This window comes from Collinsella aerofaciens (assembly GCF_015548375.1).
Lineage (GTDB): Bacteria > Actinomycetota > Coriobacteriia > Coriobacteriales > Coriobacteriaceae > Collinsella > Collinsella aerofaciens_AB.
The window spans coordinates 214,787-223,851 of record NZ_JADMWW010000001.1 but is presented as its reverse complement, the minus strand read 5'-3'; the positions used below and the strand labels follow the sequence as shown (position 1 = coordinate 223,851).

Annotated in this window: 7 protein-coding genes and 5 tRNA genes; 11 read left to right on the top strand and 1 reads right to left on the bottom strand. The window is 58.0% G+C overall.

Going from position 1 to position 9,065, the window contains the following annotated elements; translation table 11 throughout:
* Positions 1-3 precede the first annotated feature (3 nt).
* The 11 genes from I1969_RS01040 to folB all read left to right on the top strand — a co-directional run bounded on the left by I1969_RS01040 (position 4) and on the right by folB (position 8,276).
* A tRNA-Gly gene (locus tag I1969_RS01040) sits at positions 4-79 on the top strand.
* Between the two features lie 34 nt (positions 80-113).
* Positions 114-187 (top strand) — tRNA-Cys (locus I1969_RS01035).
* Between the two features lie 42 nt (positions 188-229).
* Positions 230-305: transfer RNA gene (locus I1969_RS01030), tRNA-Gly, on the top strand.
* Positions 306-642: 337 nt separating this feature from the next.
* A complete protein-coding gene (locus tag I1969_RS01025; RefSeq protein ID WP_229028178.1) occupies positions 643-2,376 on the top strand; it encodes a glycoside hydrolase family 13 protein in 1,734 nt (577 codons plus the stop codon).
* A 141-nt stretch (positions 2,377-2,517) separates the two neighbouring features.
* A tRNA-Gly gene (locus I1969_RS01020) sits at positions 2,518-2,593 on the top strand.
* 3 nt (positions 2,594-2,596) lie between these two features.
* Positions 2,597-2,671, top strand: a tRNA-Val gene (locus I1969_RS01015).
* A 636-nt stretch (positions 2,672-3,307) separates the two neighbouring features.
* Positions 3,308-5,530, top strand: coding sequence for an anaerobic ribonucleoside-triphosphate reductase (gene nrdD / locus I1969_RS01010; protein WP_055309732.1), 2,223 nt, complete (start codon positions 3,308-3,310; stop codon positions 5,528-5,530).
* A gap of 427 nt (positions 5,531-5,957) precedes the next feature.
* Complete coding sequence (nrdG, locus tag I1969_RS01005) at positions 5,958-6,539, top strand: anaerobic ribonucleoside-triphosphate reductase activating protein (protein WP_161144848.1); 582 nt, start codon at positions 5,958-5,960, stop codon at positions 6,537-6,539.
* Positions 6,540-6,605: 66 nt separating this feature from the next.
* On the top strand, positions 6,606-7,163 hold the full coding sequence (folE, locus tag I1969_RS01000; protein ID WP_195232129.1) for a GTP cyclohydrolase I FolE: 558 nt from the start codon (positions 6,606-6,608) through the stop codon (positions 7,161-7,163).
* Between the two features lie 2 nt (positions 7,164-7,165).
* Complete coding sequence (locus I1969_RS00995) at positions 7,166-7,747, top strand: HD domain-containing protein (protein ID WP_195232128.1); 582 nt, start codon at positions 7,166-7,168, stop codon at positions 7,745-7,747.
* Positions 7,748-7,790: 43 nt separating this feature from the next.
* A complete protein-coding gene (folB, locus tag I1969_RS00990) occupies positions 7,791-8,276 on the top strand; it encodes a dihydroneopterin aldolase (protein WP_117820733.1) in 486 nt (161 codons plus the stop codon).
* Positions 8,277-8,282: 6 nt separating this feature from the next.
* On the opposite strand, the gene I1969_RS00985 is transcribed toward folB, so the two are convergent.
* Entirely contained in the window at positions 8,283-9,059 is a 777-nt protein-coding gene (locus I1969_RS00985) for a M48 family metallopeptidase (RefSeq protein WP_195232127.1), read from the bottom strand.
* Positions 9,060-9,065: the final 6 nt, after the last annotated feature.

The following is a 9,065-nucleotide window of genomic DNA, read 5'->3' as shown; positions in this document are numbered from 1 at the left end:
CAAGCGGACATGGCTCAGTTGGTAGAGCACAACCTTGCCAAGGTTGGGGTCGCGGGTTCGAGCCCCGTTGTCCGCTCCATTGCATTTCCGGACCGTTTAGGCGGTCCTTTTTCGGCGAAGTGGCCAAGTGGTAAGGCAGAGGCCTGCAAAGCCTTTACCCCCGGTTCGAATCCGGGCTTCGCCTCCAGGCAACATCCGGGCGCTCCGGCGCCCGTTTTGTTTTACATATGCGGACATGGCTCAGTTGGTAGAGCACAACCTTGCCAAGGTTGGGGTCGCGGGTTCGAGCCCCGTTGTCCGCTCCAACTATCTTACGCGGTTCTAACGAACCGCGTTTTTTGTTGACGCTGCGCGAGCCCCGGGCACCCCATCTTGCCCCCTCAATCGTCGGTCGCGTACATAAAGTACGCTTCCCTCCTCTTTCGCGGCAACCTGGGGCACCCGGAGCCCGCTCGCTGTTGTGGCCGGGGGAGTGAGTCTTCCGTTCTTTTCACTAATCGATCGATTCGTCCCAGGAGGCTCGAGCCCGAGAGGGAGCGAGCGTTTTGGGGTGTGGCTGTGGCGTTGTTTGCCTCGAATGACAGCTTTGGGCGTATCATCGTGGGCATCTCGCAAAACCTCGTTGCAAGGGAGGCTCACCCCATGGCTGCAGAAAAGTCCTCTTCGCGCTCATGGATGTCCGATGCCGCGATCTATCAGATCTACCCGCGTTCGTTTAAGGATTCGACCGGTTCGGGTCTGGGCGATATCGCGGGCATTACCCAGCAGATGGACTATCTTGAGCGGCTGGGCATCGAGGCCATCTGGCTGAGCCCGTTTTACCCTTCGCCTCTTGTCGATGGCGGCTATGATGTGGCGGACTACTGCGATGTCGACCCACGTCTCGGCTCGCTTGACGACTTCGATGACATGATCGCTGCGGCTCACGCGCGCGGCATCAAGGTCATCGTCGATATCGTGCCCAACCATTCATCCAACCAGCACCCCTGGTTCAAAGCCGCTCTTGCCGCCGGCCCCGGATCGCCCGAGCGCGCCCGTTATATCTTCCGCGATGGTCGCGGCGAGCATGGCGAGCTGCCTCCCACCAATTGGAATGCCAACTTTGGCGGCCCCGCCTGGACGCGTGTTGCGGACGGTCAATGGTATCTGCACATGTTTACGCCCGAGCAGCCGGACTTTGACTGGTCATGCCCCGAGGTTCACGCGTTCTTTTGCGACGTCCTGGCGTTTTGGAGCGATCGAGGCGTCGATGGCTTTCGCATCGATGTGGCGCACGGTCTCGCCAAGGATCTCGACCGCGATGACCTCGACCGGTGGCATCTCGCCGAGGGCGATGACATGGTTGACGACGGCACCCATCCGCTGTGGGACCGCAACGAGGTCCACGAGATCTATCGCGAGTGGCGCCGCGTGTTCGACCGCTATAATCCGCCGCGCAGCGCCGTTGCCGAGGCGTGGGTGCTGCCTGAGCGCCAGTATCTCTATGCGCGTCCCAGCGAGCTTGGCCAGACATTCAACTTTGAGTTTGCCAAGGCCACTTGGACCTATGATGACATGCACGCTGCAATCGAGGAGGGCTTGAAGGCAGCTATCGAATCCGATTCCGCCTCGACCTGGGTACTCTCCAACCACGACGTGCCGCGCGTGGCGACGCGCTATGCCCTGCCGCAAATCAAGGCGACGCGCTACCACCAGATTGCGCTCGACTGGCTCTTACGCGACGGGTCGTCTTATGACGAGGACCGTGAACTCGGCGAGCGCCGCGCGCGGGCGGCCCTTTTGCTTGAACTGGCGCTTCCGGGCTCGGCATACGTGTATCAGGGTGAGGAGCTCGGTCTTTTTGAGGTGGCTGATATCCCGTGGACTGCACTCGAAGATCCCAGTGCAACCAATACGCGCGGACCGAAGCGCGAGAAGGGGCGCGACGGCTGTCGTGTGCCCCTGCCGTGGGTAGCGGCGGACGATCCCGCGCAGGGCGGATCGTTTGGGTTTTCGCCGGCGGACGCTGATGCGGCGCCCCATCTGCCGCAGCCTGCATGGTTTTCCGATTATGCTGCCGATAGGGAAGAAACGGACCCGACATCGATGCTTGCGCTCTATCGTGACGCCCTCTGGCTGCGGCGCAAGCTGCGCGGGTGCGCCAACGATCTTGCGTGGCTCGATCTTGACGGGCGCACCGGTCTTGCGGATGGTGCCGAGGGCGCTGAGGGCGGCGTCATCGCCTATCGCCGCGATAACGGCTGGGCGTGCGTGACGAACTTCGGTGCAGCACCCGTGGAGCTGCCGGCGGGCAGGGTCCTGCTCACCTCATCAGCGCTTGCAGACGGCAGACTCGCGCAGGACAGCTCTGCCTGGATCATGCTCGGTGAGATGTAAGGGCCTCTTGCGGCGAGTTTGCGTTTGCCTGCGCCTTCCGTGGTGGCTGATGTCTTCGCGAGGTTCGCGAGGGCGTCGCAAAACTTTTCAAAAAAAGTTCTTGCATAGGATGCGGGCATCACGTAAGATTAATCCTCGTAAGCGGACATGGCTCAGTTGGTAGAGCACAACCTTGCCAAGGTTGGGGTCGCGGGTTCGAGCCCCGTTGTCCGCTCCATTTGGGCGTTTAGCTCAGGGGGAGAGCGCTTCCCTGACACGGAAGAGGTCAGAAGTTCAAATCTTCTAACGCCCACCAAATGTTCGCAGCTCAGAGGCTATGTCCTCTGGGCTGTTTTGTTTTTTGCCACCAAGCGCGCCGCCAAATAAGTCATCAAATATTGATCCAAGGTCCGTACGCGATGGTCTTTGTATCCCGTAGGGGTGCCGGCAGATTGCATGTGTCCTGGCCCATCATGACCGCAACATGTTGGTCAAGGACAATCTTTTGGATTCTTTTGGCGCGAGCAGCTTGGTTTTGGTGCTATTTGGCGGCGGCACGGTTGAGGGGGTTTCAAAACTGCTGTGCAGGTAGTTGGGTTGATAACGTTTTAGCAGTCTGCCAAGAGGCCTTCATTTATAATGCGTCTGCAAATTGACCAATTGCTTTGACCTGCTGAAACACTATATGTTGTGTTTGACCTAAAAAAAGAATACAGGATATAGATGCCTCTTTGTCGTATGATAGATGGCGGACAGAGAACGAGAACCTTATTCGCCCCATTATTTGGATGGATCTTTGAGCCCCTTGATTGGCTGCGAGGATTGTCCGCATGAGGGCCTATGGTTATCGAAAACACAGATTGCGCGACGGCGCCGCAAGACAGGGTAAGCCCTGCCGGGCATCGTTTGGCTCTGAAGCGCAATGAGGCTACGATGCGAAAGAGGCAAGAGGATGAAGATCATCAAGCGCAGCGGCACCGAGGTTGTCTTTGACATCGATAAGATCGTCAATGCCATCCGTGCCGCAAACTTGGAGGTCGAGGAGAGCTCTCGTCTTACCGACCGCCAGGTGGTTTACGCGGCACAAAACGTCGCCGAGGCATGCGAGAACGCGGGCCACACTGTTTCGGTCGAGGAGATTCAGGATTTGGTCGAGGACGAGATCATGCGTCTCGACTGCTACGAGGTTGCCCGCCACTACATCATCTATCGCTATGTTCAGAGCCTGAAGCGCCAGAAGAACACGACCGATGACAAGATCCTGTCGCTGATCGAGTGCAACAACGAAGAGGTTAAGCAGGAGAACTCCAACAAGAACCCGACCGTCAATTCCGTTCAGCGTGACTACATGGCCGGCGAGATCTCCAAGGACCTGACCCAGCGTGTGCTGCTGCCCCAGGAGATTGTGGATGCTCACAATGAGGGTCTGATTCACTTCCATGATTCGGACTACTTTGCCCAGCACATGCATAACTGCGACCTGGTGAACCTGGAGGATATGCTCCAGAACGGTACTGTTATTTCGGGCACGCTGATCGAGAAGCCGCACAGCTTCTCGACTGCCTGCAACATCGCGACGCAGATCATCGCTCAGGTTGCTTCCTCCCAGTACGGTGGCCAGTCGATTTCGCTGACCCATCTTGCCCCGTTCGTCGAGGTGAGCCGTCAAAAGATTCGCGGCGAGGTCGCCCGCGAGCTCGAGGAGCTCGGCGTTTCCGCATCTCCCGAAAAGGTCCGCGAGGTTGTTGAGGATCGCCTGCGCGATGAGATTCGTCGCGGCGTCCAGACGATTCAGTATCAGGTCGTGACCCTTATGACCACCAATGGCCAGGCGCCGTTCGTGACGGTCTTTATGTATCTTAACGAGGCCCGTACGCCTCAGGAGAAGCACGACCTTGCCATGATCGTGGAGGAGACGCTTCGCCAGCGCTACGAGGGCGTTAAGAACGAGGCCGGCGTTTGGATTACCCCGGCATTCCCCAAGCTCATCTATGTACTCGAGGACGATAACGTTCACGAGGATTCCCCGTACTTCTACCTGACCCAGCTGGCTGCCAAGTGCACCGCCAAGCGCATGGTTCCCGACTACATCTCCGAGAAGAAGATGCGCGAGCTCAAGCTGTCGAAGGGCGAGACCGCCGGCAACGGCGACTGCTATACCTGCATGGGCTGCCGCAGCTTCTTGACGCCCGACCGCTCGGGCAACGGCTTTAACAACGTTGCCAACGCGCTGAACTACGACCCGAACAAGCCCAAGTACTATGGTCGCTTTAACCAGGGCGTCGTGACCATCAACCTGCCTGATGTCGCGCTGAGCTCGCATCAGGACATGGACAAGTTCTGGAAGATCTTCGACGAGCGCCTTGAGCTGTGCCACCGCGCCCTGCTGTGCCGTCATGAGCGTCTGATGGGTACGCTTTCTGACGCCGCACCGATTCTTTGGCAGTACGGTGCCCTCGCCCGCCTGAAGAAGGGCGAGACGATCGACAAGCTGCTCGTGGGCGGTTACTCCACCATTAGTCTGGGTTATGCCGGCCTGTATGAGTGCGTCAAGTATATGACGGGCCACAGCCACACCGAGAAGGAGGGCACGCCCTTTGCCATGGCCGTCATGCAACGCATGAACGACAAGTGCGCCGAGTGGAAGGCCGAAAGCGATATTGACTTCTCGCTGTACGGTACCCCGCTTGAGTCGACGACCTACAAGTTCGCCAAGTGCCTGCAGCGTCGTTTTGGCATCATCCCGGGCGTGACGGACAAGGGCTACATCACCAACAGCTACCACGTCCATGTGTCTGAGGAGATTGATGCTTTCGATAAGCTCAAGTTCGAGGGTATGTTCCAGCAGCTTTCGCCGGGCGGTGCCATCTCCTACGTCGAGGTTCCCAACATGCAGGACAACCTCAAGGCTGTCATTCGCGTGATGCAGTACATCTACGACAACATCATGTACGCCGAGCTCAACACCAAGAGCGACTACTGCCAGGTGTGCGGCTACGACGGCGAGATCAAGATTGTCGAGGATGACGGCAAGCTGGTGTGGGAGTGCCCCAATTGCGGCAACCGCGATCAGGAGAAGATGAATGTCGCCCGTCGTACGTGCGGCTACATCGGTACTCAATTCTGGAACCAGGGTCGAACCGAGGAGATCCGCGACCGCGTGCTGCATCTCTAATACCGCTCCGGGGCTGAACCGAGAGGGCCGCTTGGGCATTTGCTCGCTATTTCGGACAGTCCTGCGCAAGACGAAGGCCACATTAAGTGGCCTTCTTTGCGTGCGGAACTCATATCGAGCAAAAGCCCAAGCGGCCCTCTCGGTTCAGCCAAGTTGACGTAGTTGAGATGCAGCATGCGGTCTGCTCACTTCTCGAAGTTCTTAGCGGAAATGAGTTGACTTGCAACAACGTTTTGCTTGCGATGACGGTTGGGCTGCAACAAAGTTTTTATTGGACCTCGAACCCTATACTCGATGTTCGCTTCGTTCATTGAGTTACCCTTTGCATGAGGCCGGGGCATATCGTCCCGCCCGCAGTTTCGCAGGCCGCAGGCCGAGAATGTTTGAGGACGGGATGATATGTCCCGGCCTCCCGGGAGAGTTACCTATGAACTACGCGAACATTAAGTATTTCGACATTGCTGATGGGGAAGGCGTTCGTACTTCTCTGTTTGTGAGTGGGTGCCGTCGTGGGTGCAAGAACTGCTTTAACTCTGTCGCGTGGGACTTTGCTGCGGGCGAGCCGTTCGATCGTGCCGTCGAGGACAAGATTATCGAGAGCCTCGATCATCCCTTTATTGACGGCCTGACGATTCTGGGCGGCGAGCCTATGGAGCCCGAGAATCAGGTGGGGCTTGTTGACTTTATCGAACGCGTGCGTGCGGCCTATCCCGCGGGGTCAGGAAAGACCATTTGGTGTTTTACCGGCGACGTGCTCGAGGAGCTTATGCCGGGTGGTCGTCACCATACCGAGGCGACGGACCGTATCCTTGCCTGCCTCGATATGTTGGTGGATGGCCCGTTTGTTCAGGAGCTGTACGATATCTCATTGCGTTTTAGGGGCTCGAGTAACCAGCGTGTGATCGATATGAACGCTACGCGCGACCGTGCTGAGCGCGAGGGTGTTGCGCTTTGTGATGCGGTTGAACTTTGGCGGGACGATCCAGTCTATTCGACCCATACTATGTAGCTTGTGGCCGATGCCAAAGGGCGTGGTACCATAGCGCGAACGCAAAATCGGAAAAGTGAGGCCCAGATGGTCGATCAGGAAAAAGTCGAGGCCGCCATTAAGCTATTGCTTGAGGGCATAGGCGAGGATCCAACTCGTGAGGGCCTGCTGGAGACCCCGGCGCGCGTTGCCCGTATGTATGGTGAGATCGCCGGCGGTATGGACCAGAGTGCCGAGGAACACCTGTCTAAAACCTTTGCCGTCGCTTCGAACGATTTGGTTATCGAGCGCGACATTACGTTTTACTCGCTGTGCGAGCATCATCTGCTGCCGTTTTACGGCAAGGCTGCCATTGGCTATATCCCCAACGGCCGTGTCGCAGGGCTTTCTAAGCTTGCCCGCACGGTTGAGGTCTATGCCCGTCGTCTGCAGCTGCAGGAGCAGCTGTGTGCACAGGTTGCCGATGCCCTCATGGAGTATCTCGCTCCCCAGGGAGCGATTGTGCTCATGGAAGCCGAGCATATGTGCATGACCATGCGCGGCGTGCAAAAGCCTGGCACCAAGACCGTGACGCTCGCTCGTCGCGGCGTCTTTGAGGCCGATCCGTCGCTCGAGGAGCGATTCTTTAGGATGCTGGGACGCTAACTATGAGAGTCGTCAACGACTTTACATCGAATACTGACGAGGGAACGCCGCGTCGCGGTTTTATGGCTTCGGGCCTGGCGCCTTTTGGCGTCATGCCTCGTATCGATTACATCTGTGCCAACGGCCTGTTCCGGCGGCACCTGGGCAACATTGCACAGTTGGAATCGGGGCGCATCTTCTGCCGCCACGGTATTGACCACCTGCTGGATGTCGCTCGTATTATGTGGATTAAGAATCTCGAGGAAGATCTCGAATTTGACCGCGAGGTCATCTACGCCACGGCACTTCTTCACGATATCGGCAAAGATGAACAGTACGAATCGGGTATATCCCATGATGTTGCAAGCGAACGCGTCGCTGATGCGATTCTCGGCGGCATGCCCGATGACGTAGCGTTTGAGCCGGCCGATGCCGCAGCCATTAAGACGGCCATTCTGGGCCATCGAAAGCTGCGCGTGAACAGCCAACCGCTCGAGCGCCTGCTCTATGCAGCCGACAAAGCGTCGCGCGCCTGCTTTGCATGCCCCGCGCGCAATGCTTGCAACTGGAGCGATGATAAAAAGAACCTGTCGATTCGCGTGTAGTTAGTTTACGCGGTCGGGGTTCTAAACGAAGGAGACGATCGCGATGAGCAACAAGAAACTGCCCGAGAATGCAACCAAGACTGAAGGCGCCGAGCTCGCCCGCCGTGGAAGGGGCGAAATATCCACCGCAACGGCGGTTCCCCACGTGAGCTATGACGATCTGCGCCATGCTGACCGCATTACTATCGACGGTCTCGAGGTCTTTGCCAACCACGGCGTGTATCCCGAAGAGAACGCGCTGGGCCAGAAGTTCATCGTGTCCTTGGTGCTCTATGCCGACCTGCGTGCAGCGGGGGAGCACGATAACCTGGACGCCTCGATTGACTACGGCTCGGTGTGCCACGATGTCGATGGGTATCTGCGCGAGCATACGTTTAAACTTATCGAGGCGGCAGCCGAGGGTGTGGCCCAGATGCTGTTGCGTCGTTATCCCTTGCTGCTTGGTGTGCGCATAAAGCTCGATAAGCCGTGGGCGCCCGTCGGTCTTCCCCTGGCAAGCTGCGGCGTCGAGATCGAGCGCGTGCGCTAACCGGTTCTAATACGTCTCTATGGGTGGCTGCTTGAGTCGCTGAGAAAGTGCTCTATTGTTGGGGCAGTATGTGTCGAGCAGGACGTGGAACCGCTGGTTGTGGCTTGGCTCGAGCAAGTGGACGAGCTCGTGGGCGACAACCATGTCGAGGCATTCGATGGGATAGGCGGCAAGTTCGCGTGCGATGCGAATGGCTCCGGTCTTGGGCGTGCATGATCCCCAACGCGTTTTCATGCTGCGTACGGAAACGCGGGATACGGCGACACCCATTGCGATTTCGTATGCGTGCACCATATCGCGCAGTGCCGATGTGACCTCGGACGTATAGAGCTGGTCAATATGGGCTTGGATCTCACTGGGCGTTAAGCCGTCGAGGGTCGCGTTCCACTTGGCCTGCGGACGTCCGTTTGGTTCGTCGGTACCCATAAAACTTGCGAAGGTAGCCTGCTTGGGCCGCGGTGCGGGTGATGCAAAGTTATGATCGAGTGCATCCTGTACCGTGATGGGCTTGCCCCAAAGTGCAATGATGGACGAGGGACTGAGCGGCTCTCGCGCCGTCGCCTGACGTTGCTCGCGCTGGGCACGTCGGCTGATAATCCAGGCGCTGTTGCGCTTCACAAACGCTTCAATACGCTCGCGGCTGGCGCCAAGTGGTGCGCTGGCGTGGACCTCGCCGCTCGATGTGACGCGTAGGTTGAAGTTCTTGACGCACTTTTTGGTAACGACGACGGGGATGGGCGTCCCATCCGGTCGGGATACGGAAATCGTAAACTGCTGCGTCAAAAGCGG

Bases quoted from the DNA above. Each gene is read 5' to 3' on its own strand.
- I1969_RS01025 (WP_229028178.1), top strand. From the start codon at position 643: ATGGCTGCAGAAAAGTCCTCTTCGCGCTCATGGATGTCCGATGCCGCG.
- nrdD (WP_055309732.1), top strand. From the start codon at position 3,308: ATGAAGATCATCAAGCGCAGCGGCACCGAGGTTGTCTTTGACATCGAT.
- nrdG (WP_161144848.1), top strand. From the start codon at position 5,958: ATGAACTACGCGAACATTAAGTATTTCGACATTGCTGATGGGGAAGGC.
- folE (WP_195232129.1), top strand. From the start codon at position 6,606: ATGGTCGATCAGGAAAAAGTCGAGGCCGCCATTAAGCTATTGCTTGAG.
- I1969_RS00995 (WP_195232128.1), top strand. From the start codon at position 7,166: ATGAGAGTCGTCAACGACTTTACATCGAATACTGACGAGGGAACGCCG.
- folB (WP_117820733.1), top strand. From the start codon at position 7,791: ATGAGCAACAAGAAACTGCCCGAGAATGCAACCAAGACTGAAGGCGCC.